This is a genomic window from Roseibium sp. HPY-6 (genome assembly GCF_040530035.1).
In the GTDB taxonomy this organism is placed as follows: domain Bacteria; phylum Pseudomonadota; class Alphaproteobacteria; order Rhizobiales; family Stappiaceae; genus Roseibium.
Genome location: NZ_JBEWCD010000002.1, coordinates 2450753 through 2469934, shown reverse-complemented (window position 1 = coordinate 2469934; position 19182 = coordinate 2450753). Strand labels below are relative to the sequence as shown.

General features: G+C 55.4%; 15 protein-coding genes, 1 tRNA gene and 1 pseudogene. 6 read left to right on the top strand and 11 right to left on the bottom strand.

What is annotated here, in order from left to right; genetic code table 11:
- The first annotated feature begins 209 nt into the window (after positions 1-209).
- Positions 210-1679, top strand: a complete 1470-nt coding sequence (locus tag ABVF61_RS22455; RefSeq protein ID WP_353995754.1) for a diguanylate cyclase domain-containing protein — start codon at positions 210-212, stop codon at positions 1677-1679.
- A gap of 22 nt (positions 1680-1701) precedes the next feature.
- Here the strand turns inward: ABVF61_RS22455 and gor are convergent, their stop codons facing one another.
- The 3 genes from gor to rpiA form a co-directional block, all read right to left on the bottom strand.
- Positions 1702-3090: a glutathione-disulfide reductase gene (gene gor / locus ABVF61_RS22450; RefSeq protein WP_353995753.1), complete on the bottom strand. Its 1389-nt coding sequence runs from the start codon at positions 3088-3090 to the stop codon at positions 1702-1704.
- A 222-nt stretch (positions 3091-3312) separates the two neighbouring features.
- The gene (locus tag ABVF61_RS22445; RefSeq protein ID WP_353995752.1) at positions 3313-3819 is read right to left on the bottom strand and encodes a DUF2059 domain-containing protein; all 507 of its coding nucleotides are present in this window, start codon (positions 3817-3819) and stop codon (positions 3313-3315) included.
- A gap of 64 nt (positions 3820-3883) precedes the next feature.
- On the bottom strand, positions 3884-4525 hold the full coding sequence (rpiA, locus tag ABVF61_RS22440; protein WP_502950013.1) for a ribose-5-phosphate isomerase RpiA: 642 nt from the start codon (positions 4523-4525) through the stop codon (positions 3884-3886).
- Positions 4526-4799: 274 nt separating this feature from the next.
- Here rpiA and ABVF61_RS22435 point away from each other — a divergent pair, with 274 nt between their 5' ends.
- Together ABVF61_RS22435 and gph are read left to right on the top strand one after the other, a co-directional pair.
- Positions 4800-6569: a methyl-accepting chemotaxis protein gene (locus tag ABVF61_RS22435; protein WP_353995750.1), complete on the top strand. Its 1770-nt coding sequence runs from the start codon at positions 4800-4802 to the stop codon at positions 6567-6569.
- Between the two features lie 95 nt (positions 6570-6664).
- Positions 6665-7339: a phosphoglycolate phosphatase gene (gene gph / locus ABVF61_RS22430; RefSeq protein ID WP_353995749.1), complete on the top strand. Its 675-nt coding sequence runs from the start codon at positions 6665-6667 to the stop codon at positions 7337-7339.
- A gap of 43 nt (positions 7340-7382) precedes the next feature.
- On the opposite strand, the gene ABVF61_RS22425 is transcribed toward gph, so the two are convergent.
- Complete coding sequence (locus tag ABVF61_RS22425) at positions 7383-9386, bottom strand: DUF4139 domain-containing protein (protein ID WP_353995748.1); 2004 nt, start codon at positions 9384-9386, stop codon at positions 7383-7385.
- Between the two features lie 140 nt (positions 9387-9526).
- Between ABVF61_RS22425 and ABVF61_RS22420 the strand changes: the two genes are divergently transcribed.
- Positions 9527-9601: transfer RNA gene (locus ABVF61_RS22420), tRNA-Val, on the top strand.
- Between the two features lie 47 nt (positions 9602-9648).
- Here ABVF61_RS22420 and ABVF61_RS22415 read toward each other — a convergent pair.
- Positions 9649-9864, bottom strand: a pseudogene (locus tag ABVF61_RS22415) (ATP-grasp domain-containing protein); the annotation flags it as partial.
- Between the two features lie 229 nt (positions 9865-10093).
- Here ABVF61_RS22415 and ABVF61_RS22410 point away from each other — a divergent pair.
- A complete protein-coding gene (locus ABVF61_RS22410; protein ID WP_353995747.1) occupies positions 10094-11938 on the top strand; it encodes a tetratricopeptide repeat protein in 1845 nt (614 codons plus the stop codon).
- 7 nt (positions 11939-11945) lie between these two features.
- Here ABVF61_RS22410 and ABVF61_RS22405 read toward each other — a convergent pair whose 3' ends face one another.
- The 6 genes from ABVF61_RS22405 to ABVF61_RS22380 all read right to left on the bottom strand — a co-directional run bounded on the left by ABVF61_RS22405 (position 11946) and on the right by ABVF61_RS22380 (position 17764).
- Positions 11946-12830: a class I SAM-dependent methyltransferase gene (locus tag ABVF61_RS22405; protein WP_353995746.1), complete on the bottom strand. Its 885-nt coding sequence runs from the start codon at positions 12828-12830 to the stop codon at positions 11946-11948.
- Between the two features lie 57 nt (positions 12831-12887).
- Positions 12888-14072 carry a cytidylyltransferase domain-containing protein gene (locus tag ABVF61_RS22400; RefSeq protein ID WP_353995745.1) on the bottom strand — a complete coding sequence of 395 codons (1185 nt, stop codon included), beginning with the start codon at positions 14070-14072 and terminating at the stop codon, positions 12888-12890.
- A 31-nt stretch (positions 14073-14103) separates the two neighbouring features.
- Positions 14104-14853, bottom strand: a complete 750-nt coding sequence (locus tag ABVF61_RS22395; protein WP_353995744.1) for a class I SAM-dependent methyltransferase — start codon at positions 14851-14853, stop codon at positions 14104-14106.
- A gap of 68 nt (positions 14854-14921) precedes the next feature.
- Entirely contained in the window at positions 14922-15785 is an 864-nt protein-coding gene (locus ABVF61_RS22390; RefSeq protein ID WP_353995743.1) for an N-acetylneuraminate synthase family protein, read from the bottom strand.
- A 244-nt stretch (positions 15786-16029) separates the two neighbouring features.
- On the bottom strand, positions 16030-16842 hold the full coding sequence (locus ABVF61_RS22385) for a ferredoxin--NADP reductase (RefSeq protein ID WP_353996480.1): 813 nt from the start codon (positions 16840-16842) through the stop codon (positions 16030-16032).
- A 181-nt stretch (positions 16843-17023) separates the two neighbouring features.
- Positions 17024-17764, bottom strand: coding sequence for a TylF/MycF/NovP-related O-methyltransferase (locus tag ABVF61_RS22380; RefSeq protein ID WP_353995742.1), 741 nt, complete (start codon positions 17762-17764; stop codon positions 17024-17026).
- 339 nt (positions 17765-18103) lie between these two features.
- Between ABVF61_RS22380 and ABVF61_RS22375 the strand changes: the two genes are divergently transcribed.
- On the top strand, positions 18104-19138 hold the full coding sequence (locus tag ABVF61_RS22375; RefSeq protein ID WP_353995741.1) for a GlxA family transcriptional regulator: 1035 nt from the start codon (positions 18104-18106) through the stop codon (positions 19136-19138).
- The last annotated feature ends 44 nt before the right edge of the window (positions 19139-19182 follow it).

Below are 19182 nucleotides of genomic sequence, written 5' to 3'. Positions count from 1 at the left end.
CATCCTCGTCTCGATCACACATAATTCATCGCCGCAAATGTCAGCGCCACGTCTTGTTAATTCATTTTATCTACATTGTTTAAATCGTTGAATGACTTGAAATAACTTTACGTAGCATCTTAAGAGACTGCAACTTGACCGAATTTCGCCGAAGGTACAGCGATCAGGCGCCCAAGCGTGCGAGGCAGCATATATCGCGACTGGCGTTCATGCTCGCAGCACTGCTCATTGCGGTCACATCCATATCATTGCTCTTCGTCGGCTTCATTGCGACCCGTGCGTCGACCCAACAGACAGTCGCGAATGAGGAACGACTTTTCGAAAGCGTTCTTTCCGACGAAATGCGCGCCCTTGTGCGCGAGCAACTCAGGATCACCTCGTCTGATCTTTCCGTCGAAAATCTGATTCACAGGTTCAATCAAACCTACGCGCGGCAAAGCTTCGACATGCTTTGGGGCGACTACGGACACGACAAGATCATTCTCGTGTCCGGAGGCAGCACCGTCCTGGCGGAGTCTTTCGAGGACTACACTCACATCGTCAACAGGCCCATTGGCGAAACACCAGAACTTGAAGTCATCGTCCGGCAGCAGACTTCAAAATACATGCTAAACCGCGTCCGGGTTCCCGGAGGATTCGGACACCGCTCCTTGCAGGACGTGACCCCTGCGAATTACGCAACGATGGGGTTCGCGCGCCTGGACGGCAAACCGGTAATGTTTGGTGCAATGCCTGTAATTCCGGACCGGTACGAGACCACATTGCCCGACGGTCCGCCAACAATCCTCATTTCGGCGCGTTACATTGACGATGCGCTTGCAGAACAGCTCAACTCGCAGCCAAACTTCCAAGCATTCAGCTTTCAGGAGGTGACGACCGCGCCGCTCGACGGCCCGGTACGTGAAGTCTGGAGCCAATCCGGCGACCTCTTGGGAGCCTTTCACTGGGAAAGCGGGTCCGCCACCACATCTATCTGGCCCACGATCATACCTGTCATCGCCATCCTCAGTGTCGCGCTCGGCGCGCTTGCATTCGGAATTGCATGGCGCATCGGCCGACTGACAAGTTCGCTTCAGGCCAGTGAGCAGCAAAACCGTTATCTTGCGCTTCACGACACACTTTCAGGACTTGGCAACAGACTTTTGTTCAACCGGGTACTGGACTCGTCGGTCAAGGAACTCCAGGACAATCGTTTTGCTGTCCTGCACTGTGACCTGGACAAGTTCAAAGCGGTCAACGACACGTACGGACATGCAGCCGGTGATGCGGTCATCAAGGCAATCGCCATGCGTCTGCAGGAGGTAATCGGCCGCCAAGGACTTGTGTGCCGGATCGGCGGCGACGAATTCATGGTAATTTATCGCAAGGACACTTCCAAAGAGCGGCTGCAATCCCTTTGTAGTGACCTTATCGCATCCGCCCAAGCGCCTGTCGCATTGCCGGGCGAACATGAGGCATGCGTGGGGCTCAGCATCGGCATCGCGCGCGCGCCGGAAGATGGCAGAGAGCCGGAACAGCTCGTGGGCCAGTCCGACGCCGCACTTTACCATTCCAAGGATCTTGGACGCAGCCGGTATTCGTTCTTCACTGACACGCTTCAGAAAATGCCTGCTGACCATTCTGCCGATACACAGGACGACCGCGAACACACCGGTCTACGTTCGGCAAAAACAGCCTGAGGGGCATGTCAGCCCCGTTTGATCAACTGCGCGCCAAAGCGCGAAGCTGCTCGCTCGGCTCGCGCATCGTGACAAGCTCTTCCGCGGCTGTCGGATGCACCGCGATTGTACGGTCGAAATCAGCCTTCGTGGCGCCCATCTGCAGCGTAACACCCAGGATTTGGGCAAGCTCACCGGCATCCGGGCCGACAACATGCACGCCGAGAACCTTTTGTGTGTCGGCATCCACGATCATCTTCATCAGCATTTTTTCGTCGCGTCCGGACAACGTGTGCTTCATCGGCCGGAAACTGGACTTGTAAATGTCGAGGTTCGGCGTGCGCTCCAGGGCTTGCTCCTGTGTCAGTCCGACCGTTCCCATCTCGGGCTGCGAGAAAACAGCGGTCGCAATCAGACTGTGATCGACGCTCCAGGGCTTGTTGCCGAAGACAGTATCCGCGAATGCGTGACCTTCCCGGATTGCGACGGGCGTGAGATTCGCGCGATTGGTGACATCTCCGACGGCGTAGATCGATTCAACGTTTGTTCGTGAATCGTCACTCACCTTGATCGCTCCGATCCGGTCGGTTTCGACCCCCGCCTTTTCCAGTCCAAGGTCCTTTGTATGCGGATTGCGGCCGATCGCGAACATGATCTTGCCCGCCTCCAGCGTCTTTCCGCCCTTGGTATGACCGATCAAAGAGCCGTCGCTTTGTTTTTCGATGCTGGAGAAAGTGTCGCCCAAGATGACCTTGATGCCTTTCTTCTCCATTTCCTGACGAACAGTCGTGCGCAGGTCCATATCAAAACCGCGCAGGATTTCCTCGCCGCGATAGATCAGCGTGGTGTCTACGCCAAGACCATTGAAGATACCGGCAAATTCAACCGCAATATAACCACCGCCTGCAACAATGATCTTGGAAGGAAGTTCTGCCATGTGGAAGGCTTCGTTGGAAGTGATCACATGCTCCATGCCTGGCACGCTGTTGTCGACGTTGGGTGAAGCACCAACAGCGACCAGGATGTATTTGGAACTCACGGTCTGTCCGGTCGACAGCAAACGCACCGTATGCGGGTCCTCGATCACCGCACGGCTGTCGTGCACTTCGACATTTGTCCGTTCAAGATTGCGCCGGTAGAGACCTTCCAGGCGCGTGATCTCCTGATCCTTGGCTGCAATCAGCTTTTCCCACGAAAAACTGCGCTCTCCAACGGACCAGCCAAACCCTTCCGCATCCTCGAATTCCTCAGAGAACTTGGAGGCATAGACAAAAAGCTTTTTGGGAACACATCCGCGAATGACACATGTCCCGCCGTATCTGTACTCTTCAGCTATTCCAACGCGGGCACCATGGGTCGCGGCAATGCGCGCGGCCCGGACGCCGCCTGATCCGCCGCCAATTACAAATAGGTCGTAGTCGTATTCGCTCATGTCTGCCTCTCGTTGATCTCGCCCATTGAAGTTTGCGGCGGAGTCAAAACCTGCCCCCAGATAGGCGATGCATTTCACTGTACAAGGCGCCTCCCGCGGAGAATGCAGGTCTGCCCAGACGAAAACGCGGCTCTCTGATACCAAATGGGCCGCTATTGCGGCCCATTTGCCGGCAAATCTGCCAGCATCAAATCTCTGTGTTGACCATACCGGTCAAGCCCGTCACTGAGCCTCGTTTCGTTTCTGCAGCTCCTGCTGCACCATGGTCACCATGTCGGTGGAAGTCTTGTCTTGCCACTCACGAGCAGCGCCGACCGAGAGCTGCGTGACGGCCGGCAGAGTGCTGGTGAGCTTTTGTCCAAGCTCGGTCTGATAAAAAACCGCAAGTTCGTTCAGTTCGTCTTCGGTGAAGTTTTTCGCCCAGGCCTGATAGACCAAGGCATTCAATTCGGCACGAGATGGTGCCAGTTGCAGCGCCACTTCCTGAGTCACTTCAATGATTTCTTCTGCGCGGGTCGGTTCAGCCTGGATGAAGGCGGTCCGGGTCTGCTCGGCAAGGATCGGCAGAATGTCGTCAAACGGCTCCAGGACCTTGGTAACCTCTGCAACGCGCTTGGCGGCAGCAATGTGACTCTCGGAAATCTCGTCCTGCGCAATCGATGTATTTATAAAGAAAGCCGTGGCTGTTAAAACAGCGCCAATAACAGCAGCCCGCGGCAACGCTTTCATAAGTGTCATTTTTCTACTCCTCGGCGGCTGTCCGACAGTGTGTGTGGACGCCAAATCCAAACAATCAGGCAGGTAAAACGGTCTTTACCCCATTCGCACCTGCTACGTAAGCCTTTGTTGCAAGTCCGATGAAAAGGCCATGTTCAACGACACCAGGTATCTCGACGAGCCGGTTAGCCAGAGATTGTGCCTGAGTTATGGCCTCAAGGTGAGCATCCAGGATGTAATGTCCTCCGTCGGTGACAAAGGGGGCCGCTTCGCCTCCCCTCAAGGTCAGCTTTTGGGGCAGACCGAGTTCACCAAGGATCTGTGAGATCGCATTCGTCGTTGCTTTCAGACCAAACGGTACGACTTCGATCGGCAACGGATATTTGCCCAGTGTAGTGACAACCTTACTGCTGTCGGCAATAACCGTCATGTTTCCCGACGCCGCCGCGACGATTTTCTCACGCAAGAGAGCGCCTCCGCCGCCCTTTATCAGGGTCAACTGTTCGTCCAGTTCGTCTGCGCCGTCAATCGTCAGATCGAGTTGGGGAAGATCTTCAAGCGTGGTCAGACGGATGCCCTGTTCCGCGGCAAGCGCATGCGTTCTTTCAGACGTTGCAACGCCAATGACATCCAGACCGTCTCTCACCCGTTCGGCAAGCGCGCTCACAAAGAACTCCGCGGTCGACCCGCTTCCTATTCCCAGCCGCATTCCCGGCATTACGTCTTCCGCCGCGCGCGCAGCTGCCTGTTTTTTAAATTCGTCGCTCACCAGTCATTCCCTCGCCCGTCACCCGAGAGCGTGGGTAACAGCCTATTATCTTTCTTAGCCGCCGGGTGCTTAACATGCGCGGCAACCATGGGTCCAGTGGCATTGCCGACATCATGACCAAATCCGTCACAACGGCTTCAAAAGTGTGAATTCATTAACCATGACTTTAGATTGATTTGCGATGTTTCGCTGACCTCATGAGCTTAGAAAAGCCTGGCCACACATGAATTTTTTTCGTCGCAAGCAAAACCGCCAAGAGCAGTCCCTCACTCCGTCTCAGACCCTTGAGGCCGAAAGTGAACCGAGCAGCGCGCAAGACACTGTGCCTCAGGCCAGCGACCAGCTGGAATTTGTGCTCGACAGCCTTGAAGACGACCTCCAGGTGGCAGCGAAGACAATACATGTAGCTGCCGACAAGGTTCAGGACCGCCTTGTTGGGCAGATGCAAACGCTGGAAAAAATCCGAAGTGACACGCAGTCGTTGTCCGATCAGTCTTCGATCGCGGATGAAAACGCCTCCAGCCTGGCAAGTTCAATCCAGGAGCTGTCGGTTTCAAGTGGTGAAATCGGATCACAGGTTGAAGTTTCGAACAAGCTGGCGGATGAGGCACGCGAAATTGCGGACCAGGCCAATGATGGCGTTCTTGAGCTCAAGAGCGCTATCGACGATATCGCGAATGTTGTGAGCCTCATCTCCGACATTGCCAAGCAAACGAATCTCCTGGCTCTAAACGCAACGATTGAAGCGGCCAGGGCCGGAGAAGCCGGAAGAGGGTTTTCGGTTGTTGCAAACGAGGTCAAGGCTCTTTCCGTCGAAACACAATCCGCGACGGAACAGATCGTCACCAACATCGAAAAGCTGAACCTTTCCGCGGAACACAGCCTTGGTTCGGTGAACAAGATCATCGACGTCATCGGCAAAATTCGTCCGAGTTTCTCCGCCGTTGAAGATGCCGTCCGCTCTCAGGTGGACACGACCAATCTCATCGGAGAACAGGCCAACAAGACAGCAGAGTTCGCCCAGGAAGTCGTTCAGAAAGCGCAGGCCATCACTGAAAGCGCGGTGTCGGCGGAAGAAGGTGGGACGCGGGCTCGTGAAACCGGCACCCAGATGAGCGCGGCGACCAAGTCGCTTCAAAACCGCTTTACGATGATGATCCGGCAAACGGGCCTGGGTAACAGACGCCGGCACGACAGGTTGCCGGTGAAACTCGCAGGATCGATTTCCGCCGGCGGTGCGACGGCACGCGGCGAAACCCTGGACCTTTCGGAAGGCGGCCTTCTCTTCACGACGGCGGAGAACATCAAGCTTCGTCAAAGCGAGACTGTTCAGCTTGATATGAGCGGCCTGGGCAAAACAGAGGCGCGGCTTGTCGCTGTGTCTGAAAATGGATTTCACTGTTGCTTCACGGACCCGGATGAAGCCTTCAGACAAGCCTTGCAGCGCAAGATCGCTGCGATCCATGAAAGCCACTCCAGAGAAGTTGAGTGTGTGCAATCGGGCGCTTTGAGAATCGCCAGTGCGATGGAAGAGCTTGTTGTCCGGCGCACGCTGAGCCTGGATGATCTGTTCGATACCAGCTATCAGCCGATCGCAGGAACAAATCCTGAGCAGGTTTCCACGAAGGCACTTCGCCACCTGGAGGCCATTCTTCCCGACATTCAGGAAGAAATTCTGGCAACAGGCAAACCGCACGGTATGGCTTTCTGCGCCTCTGTCGACCGCAACGGTTATCTCCCCGTTCACAATCTCGTCTTCTCAAATCCGCAGCGTCCCGATGATCCCGTCTGGAACACTGCCAACTGCAGGAACAAGAGGATTTTTGACGACCGTGCGGGCTTAAGCGCAGCCCGGAACACGCGGCCCTTCCTGATACAATCCTATGCACGCGACATGGGCGGCGGCAACATCGTCTGGATGAAGGAAGTCGACGCACCCATCCTGGTCCAGGGCCGTCACTGGGGCGGGTTCAGAACCGCCTACAAGCTCTAAACGCGGTGTTTGAGTTGCGGTTGCAAACGCCCGGTCTTGCCGTTCCACGCAGATCCGGATAGGCAGGCGTTTCCTGAACAGCCTTAGAGGGTTCCATGACCGTTCTTGTCTTTGACCTTGATGGCACGCTCGTGTCGTCGATGGAGGATCTTGTTGCAGCCCTGAATGCTGTCCTCACTGCGAACGGGCATAGTGCGGTTCCAAACGAGGATGTCGCCCATATGGTTGGAATGGGCGCAAAGGTGCTGATACAGCGCGGCCTTGACTACAACCAAGTCACGTGGACAGACGAATTGGTCGAGCCGCTCTTTCACCAGTTCCTCGAGTTTTACGCCGCAAACATTGCCGTCCATACGCGCGCTTTTGACGGTGTTGTCTCAAGCCTTGAAAACTTGCGTGAAGAAGGTTGGAAACTCGCAGTTTGCACCAACAAGGCGGAGAGGCTCACGCTGCCGCTCCTTGAAGTCCTCGATCTCGCAAAGCATTTTGATGCCGTTGTCGGCGGCGACACGTTCCCCGTTTCCAAGCCGCATGCAGAACCAGTGCATGGCGCAATTGAACGCGCAGGCGGGAGAATAGAAGGATCAATCATGATCGGTGACAGCGGCACGGATATCAATGCGGCCCGCAACGCGGGTATACCCGTCATTGCGGTCGATTTCGGGTATACACCCGTGCCCGTCACCGAACTCGGGCCAGACAGTGTGATTTCGCATTTCAACGAACTCGCAGCTGCAATACGAAAAGTGTCTGATCGCTCATTGCCTTGATTCGTTCATGCCGGTACCTGGCGCTGCCGAACGGGACGTCTAGCTAAAATGCCCTGATCTGATCTGCCAATTGTTGGCGAAGGTCAACAAGGCTCTCCCTGAGGGTCGCGGCCTCGGTTTCCAATACCTCGATCCTGGTTTCTGAGTCGCCCAGCTTCTTCAAAGACCTCTTGTAGAGATCCGAGCCAGCGGAAAGGGCCGCAAGATTGGACCGGTGCCGCTGCTGGTTGTTTATTTCCTCGTTTTTGTCCCTTTCCAGGCGCTGGATCCGGGCTTGAAGACGCGTCCTTTCCGCCTGAAGTTGCGCCAGCGCTTCAAGTTTGTCCGCATTTCCCTTGTCTGGAACCCGGCGCACGAGAGTCATGAGTGCCGCCCTGTCCGAATTGAAAAGTGTATGCCTTTCCTCAAGCGTGCGATCCATACGGACGGTCATGGCAATGGTCTCACCTTCCGGGACGGACCGCTTCAGACGATAATGCGTCCTTGTCGAATCCAGGTAGTCGGGCGACGACATCTGCCAGCCTTCCCAGAACGGATGTTCGATGATTACCTGCCTGTCGTCGTCAGGCGCTCCCTTCACCGTGTATGTCGTCGTTGAGGTTTCCTTGACAGTTGCCGTGAGGATCCCGTCGCTCACCTTCACGGCAGTAATTTCCTGGGTGGGTCTGGTTTCTGCGGCAATCGTAACTTTGCGATCCGTGGCAAAACTGGCGAGGCGAAGCTCCCCCGCCGGCATGCCGCTGATCTGCGCGTCACCGACATAGCCTTCTTCGCGGTCATAGACGGTCAGGATGCCTTTGGGCAGGCTGGTGTCGGTTTCGTTGCGGATCATTATCGCGGCGACAGGGTGGTCACCACCGCTTTCCGGTTGGAAAACGGAAACGGACTCGGCTGAAACAACGGCATCAACGATCGGCGCGGACAGTGTCTCACCGTTTTCAAGATCAACCGTTTCCGGCAAAGAAAAGAAAGCTGTTACAGCGCCTTCTTCAGCCTGGCCCACCTGAGCAGCGGCCATCTCGGTGTCCATGGGTGCTGCCGGCGCAGGCGCAGACGGCGCTGCAAAAAGCGCCTGGACACCGTTTCTGGCGACCTCGGCACGTTTCATCATCCTCTCTTCCACGAGCGCCCCTGCACCCATTGAAGGGGTCGCCCCGCTGTCAACCCGAGGCACGTAGCCGCCGGCGACATCTACTGCGACTTCGGGGCGCTGCCGCCAGTAAAGATCGTGCAGGCGCTGCTTCAAGGTTACGGGCGCGCCAGACGATAATGTTACGCTGACGCCGTCCCAATCCTCACCACTGGCATTTTCCAATACCGCCCATGCCTGAAGGCGGGCCTCGTCATCCGGCAACATGACGACCCTATAGGCCGTCTTCCAGATTGGTGTCGGTACAACGTACGATACGGCAACTTCACGTGCCCCCTCGCCCGCGATCTTCAGGGTTACGGTCCGCGCCCCGTCGGACTTGCCGCTGCCGACTGCCGACAATGCCTTGGTGATCTTCTCGCGGATTTCCCTGTCCATGAAGCGAACAACAGTGTCCGCCTCCAGATCGACGCTCACGATACTGCCCTCGCTCAGGATCGAAGCAACACCGATTTGTCCCTCATCGCCCCTGTTCAGGATGCTGACACCCATTACAAGGCCTTCGACAACCGTTCCCTCTTTTTCCAGCTCAACCTGCGTCCCCTGAAGCCGGGACAGCAGGGTCACCGGCGACTGCAGGTCCGTTGCCGTGAACGGCAGGTTCTTGAATGTCTCTCCCATTGGGTTAGGTCCGGGCAACGAAAGCCCTTCGACGACGCCTGCCTCATCATAGACCACGATGCTTTTCAAGATGTCGTTGACCTGTTCCAGCGGCACCGTCATAGCGATCTCGCCGCTGCTGTCGATGTCGGCCTTGCGCACTATTTCCGCAAGGCCACCCGAAGAGAGTGTAATGCTCGTGATCGGGCCATTTTCACTTGCGATCGCAACGGGCGACAAGGCAGTCGAAGAAACAATAGCGCAGCAAAATGCGAGCGTGGAAAAACGCATAATCATGAAACAAGCTCCAATTTAAATTCAATGTCGCAGCGTCCGTGAAAATTGCGGCTATTGTGGGAAGGAAGAGGTCGGCTGAGCGCCAAAAAAACCTTGCCTTTGCAACAAGTCTCCTTTAGACACCCGCCATCCTTTCTTAAGGGCGATTAGCTCAGCGGGAGAGCACTCCCTTCACACGGGAGGGGTCACTGGTTCAATCCCAGTATCGCCCACCATCTTGACTTCATGTGCAATTGAAACACGCCCGGAGCGGACCGCGTCTTCAAGCATCCGGGTTCAAGTCTGTGGCGATGCCAAGGTTCTCGATCGCTTCAGCGAGACGGATCAGATCCGCCTCGTAAAATCCAGCTGTATTGATGCAATTGGTTTCAAGCAGCTTCAGCCCCTCAGCGGTGCGGCAGATATCGATTACATAGGCCGGTGAATAGTCCGGATTGAGTTCCACCATGTGCTGCGCAAACGCCAGCGCATCGTCATCTCCTGCTGCCGCTGGTGACTGACAGTGCCAGTTCCTCTTTAGTCGTGTCGGTATCGTCTTATTCAACACGCCCTGCAAGCGTTTCCGCCAGCTCTTTCCTGCAAGGAGAAAAACTTGCGGCTCCGCTAGACTATCCCCAAGGGATTCGCCGACCTGCAAGCGCAGACATGCGCAAGTCGTCGGCTGGCTGATATGCTTCGCGGTGTGATTCCAAAGGGATTGAACGAACATGGCGACGCAAACGGCGGCAAATCCGCTACGCGAGAAAATGCTAAAGGGGCTTTCCTACCAGAAGTCCGGCGAAATCGAAAAAGCGCAACGCTGCTACAAACAGGTTCTGAAGAAACTTCCGAACAACGCAGATGCGCTTCACCTTCTCGGCGTTACCTATCGGCAACTCGGTTATCCCAAGCGCGCGGTCGAGTATATTCAAAAAGCCATAGGCGTGAATGCCAGCCAGGCACCATTTTATGCCAACCTGGCGCGGGCCATGATGGATATCGGCACAGACGCAGAAAGCATGTTGGCCGTATCCGAAAAAGCCCTATCGCTAAACCCTCGGGAAAAGGAAGCGCTCAATATAAAGGGGATCGCCCTCACCCGTTTGCAGCGGACGGAAGAAGCGGAAGAGATATTCCAGCGCCTGATTGTCCAATACCCCGAGTTCGGAGATGCCTATCGCAACTATGGCATGCTGCTGAGAGAGAAAAAGGACCACAAGAAGGCTCTCACCCTGTTCCACAGGGCCATTCAGCTCACGCCTGACAACCCTGAAAACTATATCGAACGGGCTAGGTGCCGTCAGGAACTGAAGGAGTTTGATGTTTGTGAGCAAGAGCTCGCAGACGCCATTGAAAGATTTCCGGATCACGCGGAAATCAAGCACGAGGCGGCACGCCTTCTCTTTTCGATATCCCAGACCCATGTCGGCGTGACATATGCTGAAGAGGCTGTGAACGACGATCCAAGAAACTACCATCGCCTTGTCACACTAGCGGTCCAATACCTCATGCTCGGGCGTGGCCACGAGGCCATCGACACATTTCTCAAAGCAAAGAAACTCGCACCTGAAGGGGCCGCAGGCATCGACTGGAATCTGTCGTTGTCTTATCTCTCGGTGGGAGACCTTCAAAATGGCTGGGCGTTTCACGGCGCGCGTTTTAGCGACAAGATGTCGACTTCGCTCGCCCGTGAGTTCCCCGTGCCCGAATGGGACGGAGAAGACATTTCAGACAAGACCGTACTCGTCTGGGGCGATCAGGGGCTTGGTGATGCGCTTAAAAGCGGAACGATGCTTCCGGATCTCAGGCCCCTCGCGAAGAAGATCATCGTTGAAGTCTCGCCGAAGGCAATCCCGCTTTACGAGCGTTCGTTTCCCGATATGGAATTCAGGACCAAACCCGCAAGTGACCAAGACGAGGCGACCGACTACGACCTCACGGCCAACATCACCGACCTCGCACGGTTTTTCAGGACCGATCTGGAGCAGTTTCGCCAAGCCACCTCGCCGGCCTATTCATTCGACAAAGAGCGCGCGCGTGCGCTTCTGGCCCGGCTTCCCGACGCCGCTGAAAAGCCTGTCATCGGTGTGGCATGGCGCTCCAGAAACCTTCAGAAGTACCGCGCCAGATACTACCTTTCCGCACCCGACTTTGCGCCGGTGATCGAAGCTGAAGACGCCATATACGTAAATCTTCAATACATGGCGATCCAGAAGGAACTGGATTTCTTGGCAACGCGTGCACGCGGACGCTTCACGTATTTCGAGGATGTCGATCTCTTCGACGACCTGTGCGCGGCAGCTGACCTGACAGCAATTTGTGACCTAGTCGTATCCGCAAATACAAGCGTTGCCGATATGGCCGGTATCATCGGTGTGCCCTGCGTGCGCTTTGGTCCGGTCGAGCCAGCGCTCTTGCTCGGCCAGGCGTCTCCGCCATGGTACCCGAGCATGAAATATGTCTATGTCGACGAAAGCAAAAAGACATCGGAGATCCTGCCGGAAATCGTCTCCGCGATGACGACTGAGCTCAAGAACGTCTATCCGCATGTTCGCCATAAAAGATTGCTCTAAGCCTGACTTACGGTTTGCGTGCGACGGCAACCAGGGTATCCGTCGCATCGATCTTTCTGAGTGCAGCCTCATAAGCCGACTTAAGTTCCGGGGTATCCAGCGCCGACAGAACGCTTTTGTGTCCACCCGGCTTTTCCTGTGACAGCCAGTTCAGATGATTGGACAGCGGATAGCGCTGTACACCTTCGATCACAATGTCGGAAAAGCCTCCAGCATTCAGCAATCTGCGCAAGCTCTCCCTCGTGTGCAATACAAGGTGCTGGCTCCAGAGTGTAAAGTCCTTGAAGGCGGCAGATCGCAAATGCGACAGGAGAATGTCGGATGCGTGCGGCACTTCAAACACCGCGATCCCACCCGGTTTCAAAATCGCCTTGAGATCCGAGAGTGAAGACAAGGGATCGGGCAAATGCTCCAGAACATGGAAAGCGAAGACGGCATCCTGCGAAACATCATCGATCTTCGATGCATTGTCGAAACACGGGATACCATCTTCAACCAGCGCCGAAATGAAGTCCTCCTGCAGCTCGATACCGGTGACCTGTTCAGATGCGCTTTCAATCTCCCTTAAGAAGGCCCCCTCGCCGCACCCGAATTCGGTGACGGTGCGCCCCGTGTAAAACTGACTGTAAGCGCCAACCCGGCGCCGCGTATCTTCACAGAGTTCGAAATCCCGGCTGCCGGCGCGCTGGAGTGTTTCCCGCCTGTAGACACCTTCCTGGTAGGTGTCGTCGCCGACGTAATAGTCTCCGATGTAGACAACGCCCGACTGGCTGTCCCGGTAAACGGTCAGCCCGGCACGGTCTCTCGTCGAGGTGGCAAAAACCTCCCGTGTCTCCTCGCTGGCCACGCCAAGCTGCTTCAGCGTGCGAAAAATGTCTGTTTCAGTCTGCATTAAAGACGTCCTTGCATCTCTCTGTCACATGTTCAGACATTGACGGCCTTCCGCGGATTAGCCTCTGCCAAGCATGCCACGGGAGATGAGCAACTCACCAAATTCATGTATCACTGCTGCGCCGCCCGCACTTTCAAGAACCAGGGTCGCGTTCGCCTTGACTTCGGCCGGTGCGTTGCGTGGGGCCGCGCTCAATCCGCACGCCTTCATGCAATCGATGTCGGCAATGTCAGCACCGATATATGCCATTTCGGCGAAGGAGATCTCCTGCTTGGCGCTCCAGTCGGACATGATCTGTAACTTATCAAAAGGATGGTATCTGTATTCCATCCCGAGCTTGCGCGCACGCTGGGCAGCAAGACCGTTGTCGTCCCGGTCAAGCATCAACAGCCTGAGATTGCGCCCGTGCAAGCGGTCAAGACCGATTTCGTCATAGCGGTTACACACAATCGATTCCGTTCCGTCCCTGTTGACGAAGACAGAGTTGTCTGTATGGACGCCGTCGAAGGCGGTCACCAGTGCGCGCACCGGGTTCACGCTTTCCGGCAATAGTTCACCCGTAAACTGTTCGGTACGGATGAAGGCTTCGGCCATATCCCAATCCTGGGACGTGTCGATCTCGATCCATGTTGAATCCACGGGGACCAGAATGGTCTTGCCGCAATACCGGTTGCCGGACTTCAAGAACTCCGGTACGCGCATCGCATAGACAGCACCGTTTTCTCTGTACCGGGCCGAAATGTCTTGCCGCCTGACACGTTGGGTGCTCGGATCGTGATTGAGCCCAATCCCGGCACCGTCCGGTCCGATTTCCCAGTAAAAACCATGGTCGTCGACGACGGAAATTGCGCTGGTTGCTTCCTTGTTCAGCAGCGCTTCAACGACCTGATCGACGTGATGAGCCTGCGTGAACGGCGCGGTGCACTGAAGGAAAACCAGAACGTCAGGCGGCTCACTCTGCAAAGAGGGTTCTTCTTCAAGAAGATGTACAAGGGCAGATTCCGATGTAGCCGTCGGCCCGGAAAGCTCCAGCGGCCTCAAAACAGGGCGGGCGCCGTACTTGGTGGCCACCGTCAGGATCTCATTGGAGTCGCTGGAGACGAAAACTTCGGAAACGAACCGCGACCCACGCGCCGCACGCACCGTGCGTCCGACCAGCGGAATTCCGTTCAACGGCCGGATGTTCTTGCCAGGCAGTCCAACCGACCCGCCGCGAGCGGGAATGGCTGCTACAATTTTCACACTTCAACTCCCAGCATTCAAAGGTCGGCCTTTACTCCGGTTTGCGCGCGAAAACGGTTACGAATGATCCCCAGAACGCAGGCGAAACGTCTGCCTCAGCGCGGATCATGGTTTCAAAGGCTTCGGGCGAAGCAAAACGGGTTCCAAAGAACGGATATTCGACCTGCTCGATGCGAAAGCCACAATCGCGAAAGAGCCGGATCAGCGAGTCGTCCGTGAACAGGCTCACATGCGTTGGGTCATGCAACAAGCGGAAACGGTCCTGAAACAACCGCGCTGCGGCACTAGCGAAATTGGGCGTACCGCAGATAAAGTCTCCGCCGGGCTTCAGGATGTCGAATATGGTTTCAACAAACGGGACCGGTTCGTCGACATGTTCAATGACATGGTTGGCAACCACAACGTCAAAGCTGTTATTCGCATAGGTACCGGGCTCCAGAACACCCTGCTTCAGTTCCGCAGAACAGCGCTCCCGGCCGATTTCGATTGCGCGCGCAGACGGGTCCAGCCCGAAGCAGGTATTGAGGTTTTCCACTTGCTCAAGCAGTTCCCCCAAGCCAAAGCCGATATCCAAGACAGTTCCCGGCGCGCGGTGATTTATATATTCAGCGATATAGCGGACATCTTCCTTGCGCGTGTCGCGTTCGGCTGCGGCGTCCCTCACCTTGCCATCCGGATCCCGTTTGAGGTCCCAATAGTCCTGTGGCAAAGGTCGCGCGGGATAGGTGACGTAGTATTTATCTCCCCGGTATAGCTCCAGACAACGGTCAATGATCGACATTCGTGCCCTCGGTTGAATTGAGCTTGCTCGGCAGAGGTTTTGTCTTGGGACCGCCTCACGCAGCCGGATTAAGCAGCCTGAAGCGTGTCCTTGCGGCGCAGCTTATCGGCAATCGGCTTTTCGTCATCGTAAAAGCGCAGAACACCGTCGCCGCGGACAAGCTCAAATCGGCGTACCTGTGCAACAAGATCGGCCAATTCGTGCATTTCCAGAGATGCTTTCTGGTCAGATCCCCAATCGGACCTGTCGAGCGTGACATGCCGCTCGAGCGACGCCGCACCCATGGCCGCTGCGCAGATGCTTGGCAGAACGCCGTTCTCATGGCCTGAGAAGCCGATTTCCAAATGCGGGAATGCCTTCTTGAGCGTTGCGATTCCAAGCAGGTTGATTTCGCTGTCGAGGGTCGGATAGGTCGATGTGCAGTGGTACAGGCACGCAATGGTTCCACCCGCACTTTCAATGATTTCCACCGACCGGCGGACCATTGCAAGATCACTCATGCCTGTGGAAACCAGCAATGGGCGTCTGGTGGATGCGCAATATTCCAGAAAATCCCTGTCTGTAACCATGGCGGACGCTATTTTTAGATAGCGCGTGTCATAGCCCATCAAAAAGTCAACGGAAGGCTCGTCCCAAGGTGATGCAAACCAATCGATTTCCAGACGCGCCGCCTCTCTGTGAATGGCATCATACTCGGCCTTTCCGAACTCCAGGCCGCGTTTCAAGTCGCCATTGGTTGCCCCGAACGCATTGGCACGCGGACGCGCCAGCTCTTCGGCCGAATAAACGATTTCAATGGTGCGCTTCTGGAACTTAACAGCGTTGCAGCCAGCCTTTTTCGACTCGCGCATCATCTGAATGGCCTTGTCGATGTCGCCGTTATGATTGATGCCGATTTCAGCAATCATGTATGTTCCATTTTCGGAGATCATGGCATGGCACCTTACTGTTTCACCCGCGCCGAATTGCCGCTCGCGCCGGTCTTACGAATTTCCATATAAACTCTTGCCACCGCTGGTCTGACCTGTCCACCCGACAGCCGGTATCAGCCACAGAAGCCGCGTGCTTTCTTTGGAAAACCTCAATTTATGTATGAAAATCAAAAGAAGGTCCGCAGGTACTGCGAACCTTCAATATTCAAGCTTGAAAAAGGAACGTTTTGACGTCGGTGGCGACTCAGCCGACGAACGCCCGCTCGACAACAAACTCGGCCGGCTTGTTGTTCGCACCTTCGGTGAGGCCCGCTTCTTCCAGCAGAACCTTCGTGTCCTTGATCATGTCCATGGATCCGCAGATCATGCCACGGTCGACCGCAGGGTCCAGCGGCGGGACACCGAGATCTTCAAACAGTTTGCCGGATTTGATCAAGTCGGTGATCCGGCCCTGACGCGGGAAATCTTCCCGGGTCACAGATGTGTAGTGAACCAGCTTGTCCTTCGCGAATTCACCTATCAGAGGGTCATTCACAGTCGCCTCGACAAGGTCCTCACCGTATTTGAGCTCGGCAACCTCGCGGCAGGTGTGGGTCAGGATCACCTGATCGAACTTCTCGTATGTGTCCGGGTCACGGATAAGACTCGCGAACGGCGCGATGCCTGTACCTGTCGAGAACATATAAACACGCTTACCTGGAATCAGCGCATCGTTGACCAGTGTTCCGGTCGGTTTCTTCTTCATCAGGATGGCATCGCCAGGCTGGATTTTCTGAAGGTGCGATGTAAGCGGTCCATCCGGCACCTTGATGGAAAAGAACTCGAGTTCTTCGTCCCACGCGGGGCTTGCGATGGAGTAGGCCCTGTAGAGCGGTTTTCCGTCGATCATCAGACCGATCATGACAAATTCGCCCGAGCGGAAGCGAAAACTTGCCGGACGTGTCATCCGGAAGCGGAACAGGCGGTCCGTATAATGCTGAACGGTTTTCACTTCTTCGACAAAGACGCCGGCGGGCGCGGCGGCTTCGAGATCTGATGGTTTGGCAAGTACATTCATGTCTGCTGAATTCCGTGAGTCATCGCGCATTGGGAGTTATGCTCCATGTAGACCACGCACTCTTTGATTTGAAGCAATTCAGATCCACAAAATGACCGGCGAACAAAAAAATCATTCTACAAAGACCCTGAAATAGAGGCGATTGGCAGAACTCGTTTTCAGGATTGCCGCCAAACCCAGATTATTCGACCTGAAAATAGCTCACCCAGGGGTCGTAGTAAAACTTCTTCAGCGACAGTTTTCCAATCGCGACCTTCTGCTTCAGGGCAATGGTTTCGCCCTGCCATTTTTTGCTGTTGATCTCGTCGAGCGCGACAATGCCCCCCTTTGGAACAAGAGGCAGAAGGTGATCCAGTGCGACGCGGGTCGGTTCGTAGATGTCAAAATCGAGGTAAAGAAGCGCAACGATGAGATGCGGATTGTCTTCAACGAATTCCGGAATGGTGTCGAGTGCGTCCCCTTTTACCAGTTCCATCTTCGGAATATGCGCGACAGCCCGGTTTCTGTCCTGCAATTCGTGCCACTTGCGAAGCTCGTCGTAACTCGTATCGGCAAAATCCGTTTCGCTCAGATTTTCATCGTCCTTGGATGACAGGCTTCTGAAGCCTTCGAATGTGTCGAACCCGATGATTTTCCGGTTGAAGTTGTAAGGCTCAAGAATGGTCGAGAGGTGATAGTAGAGAAACAGGGAGTTCGCCTTGTGCACGCCGCATTCGACGATCGCCCCTTGCACCTCCAGAACTTTCCTAAACAGGTCCATGCGTGTCAGCGAACTTGTGACCGTCTGCCGTTCGGCATAAACAAAAGGTGCTGCGGCGACATCATGCGACGGTGTCGATGACAACAGTCCGTCGCGCTGTTCGGCATAGCTTTTTTCGGATTCGGACCATTTAGAGCCCGAAAGTTCGGTCTTGGATTTCATCCGTGCCCCCGGCGGGAAATTTCTGGCGATTCCAGCTTTATCAAAGTTACCCGCCTGCTCCCAGAAGATCTTGCCGGAAATACCCAGACCAAATGGTTCCCAACACATACCCGCGTTGCCATTCAGATCCGGTCTGCTGGAGTTTCTGCCGTTTCGGACGAGGCCGATTACTTTGCTCGCAGTTGCACAATGGGACGGCAGGAATCCGCCTCCAATTATGACAATTTCGAGAAGTTGCTTGGCGATATATTTTTTTATTTGACAGACAAATACAAAATGCAAAAATTACTGAAATATCAAAAACAAAGCATAATAATACCTTCCAATGAGGTAAAGTAAATGTCCGGACGCACGCACGAAGAAACAGGCCAATCCATAGCATTTGTGCTCATGGACAGGTTCTCTATGAATGCATTCGCCAGCGTCATAGAGCCCCTTCGATTAGCAAATCGACTGCTTGGCCGCGAGTATTACAAATGGACTACTTATTCCCTTGATGGAAATTCAGTTGTGGCGAGCAACGGCTGCGATGTCCTTGTGAATAAGTCTATACGTGAGCTTGTTGATGCCGATATTACACTTTTGTGTACCGGCATCGATGTCGAGCGCCTCCCGCTTGATGCGGACCTTGGCAACAAGCTGCGCCGCCTCAATGCCATGGGCCGCACCTTCGGCGCGATCTGCACAGGTGCCTACCTGCTGGCTCGCTACAATCTTCTCGATGGCCGACGCTGCACCATACACTGGGAAAACCTCAGATCTTTGCGCGAGGAATTTCCTGACGTTGAAGTCACCTCGGACATCTTCGCGATCGACCGGAACTGCATCACCTGCGCCGGCGGCATGGCATCGCTCGATATGATGCTTCGCCTGATCGCCATCCAACACGGCGCCTATCTTGCCCATGAGGTCGCGGAAGTCGCGCTTTACCAGAACATGCGCTCCGGCGAGTCGGCGCAGCGCCATGATATCGAGGCCCGCACCGGCATCTCGAATGCCAAGATCCTCGATGCAATCCGGATCATGGATCTGCATATCGAGGACCCGCTCAGCTGCCAGCAACTGGCGATGACCGTAAGCCTTTCACCACGCCAGCTGGAACGGCTTTTCCGCCGGCACTTCAACTGCACGCCCGGCCAGTATTATCTGCGACTGCGGCTTGAAACTGCCCGGGACCTGTTGCGTCGGACTAGCCGTCCGGTCCTGGACGTTGCGCTAGCTTGCGGGTTTGCATCGACATCGCACTTCACCAAGTGTTACCGCGAACGGTTCCTGTGCACCCCGACGGAGGAACGCCAGTCCTATCAATGGGCAAACACCAAGACGACCTCGGGTGTCGGAACAGCAACGCCCATGCGGCTTGTTGCGAAGTAGCAGCAGCTGAATGCCAGCTTGTTCAATGAAAACGCCGCCTTCGG